Annotated in this window: 2 protein-coding genes; both read left to right on the forward strand. The window is 41.3% G+C overall.

Annotation, left to right across the window (positions count from 1 at the left end; translation table 11 throughout):
* Positions 1-1,339 (forward strand): lysine 2,3-aminomutase (locus F6K49_RS44655; protein WP_293108418.1); only part of this gene is annotated, 1,339 nt, incomplete at its 5' end.
* Between the two features lie 265 nt (positions 1,340-1,604).
* Positions 1,605-1,829 carry a methyltransferase gene (locus F6K49_RS44660; protein ID WP_293108422.1) on the forward strand — a complete coding sequence of 75 codons (225 nt, stop codon included), beginning with the start codon at positions 1,605-1,607 and terminating at the stop codon, positions 1,827-1,829.
* Positions 1,830-1,915: the final 86 nt, after the last annotated feature.

Raw genomic sequence — 1,915 nt, forward strand, 5'->3', positions numbered from 1 at the left:
GATGAAAGCGATGAAAACTAAATCTCAAAAAATCAAATTATACTCAGTAAACGATCTGAAATCACTGTCCCAGTTAGCCTGTATATCATCTGAAACCCGCTTAGCAATGCAAGCTGTTGCTAAAGTGCTACCTTTTCGAGCAAATAACTACATTGTTGAAGAACTTATTGATTGGAAAAATATACCAGATGATCCAATTTTTCGCTTAACGTTTCCCCAGCCAGACATGTTATCCTCAAGGGATTTGAATACCATGGTTCAACTCCTAAAAGACAATGCTCCAGAAAAAATCCTGCGACAAACTGCCAATGAAATTCGTCTTCGACTTAATCCCCATCCCGCAGGACAAAAGCAATACAACGTCCCGTCGTTTGAAGGTGAACCTTTACAGGGAGTGCAACACAAATATCAACAAACAGTTTTGATTTTTCCCACAGCAGGTCAACACTGCCATGCCTACTGTACATTCTGTTTCCGTTGGCCACAATTTGTCGGACTAGATGATCTTAAATTTGCGACTCGCGAATCGGGTCATTTTCAAGATTATCTACGAGAACACAAAGAAGTCACTGATGTATTGCTTACTGGTGGTGATCCGATGACCATGAAAGCACGACAGCTGGCTTTATATATCGAACCTTTATTAGAAGGGGAATTTGACCACATTCAAACTATTCGCATTGGAACCAAATCACTTTCTTATTGGCCCCATCGATATGTCACCGATGAAGATGCTGATGATTTGTTGCGCTTATTTGAAAAAGTAGTGCAACAGGGTAAGCATCTAGCAATCATGGCTCACTACGAACACTGGCGAGAACTAGATACACAAATCGCTCAAAAAGCAATCCAACGCATTCGAACAACGGGAGGGGAAATTCGAACCCAAGCTCCTGTTGTTCGCCACATCAATGATAGAGCCCATACCTGGGGTAAAATGTGGCAAATGCAGGTACGCTTAGGCTGTATTCCCTACTATATGTTTGTCGAACGACAAACAGGAGCTAAAGACTATTTTGAAATTCCTTTAGTTAAGGTGTGGGAAATTTATCGTCAAGCAATACAACAAGTGTCCGGACTAGGGCGAACTGCTCGTGGTCCGGTAATGTCTGCCTTACCAGGAAAAGTCAAAATTGAAGGTATTAGCGAAATTCAAGGGGAGAAAGTGTTTGTTTTGTCTTTTTTACAAGCTCGTAACCCTGAGTGGTGCAATCGACCTTTCTTTGCCAGTTTTGATGCTGAGGTAACCTGGTTAGGAGATTTGAAGCCTGCTTTTGGTGAATCGAAATTTTTCTATGAAAGCGAGCTAGAAGAAATTTTGACCCGGAAGATGGTGTAAGGTGATTAACAGAACTTAGCTAGGCGCTTTAAGCGATCGCACCCACAACCTAACCAAAAGTTATCATTTATTCCATTCCATTGAGCTAAAGATTTTCAAAATGATTAAGCAATAAGACGTTGTTATTATTCTCAAAGACGGGGAAAGTTTACAGTATAATCCCAAAGATTATCTGAATTTCCATCAGGAACTTTCCTCAAAAGACCGAGAAATTAGGATCCTGTACCAAAATGAACCCGTTTTTGATGTTGTCGTTCCGAAAGGGGTGTTTAATCCCTACGGTGGAATTGCTGCTCAAGCGTTTATGAGTGGTGTTTTGAGTGGTATTGTTGACGTCCAAGGAAAGCGGGTGCTAGACCTCGGATGCGGTGCGGGAGTGATTGGCTTTTGCTGTATTTTGAAACAGAGTCAAAAGGTCTTATTTTCCGATCTTCATCCCAACATCGGGGCAGGGCTATTTCATTCTAAATATAAACAAGATATGGTATAATTGAGCGCAAATTTAGTCTAATCCATCTACTCTTGTGTCTCAAATCGCAATTATAGAAGCCTTTGCAGAGCTCGAAGACCCTCGTC

Source organism: Moorena sp. SIO3I6 (assembly GCF_010672095.1).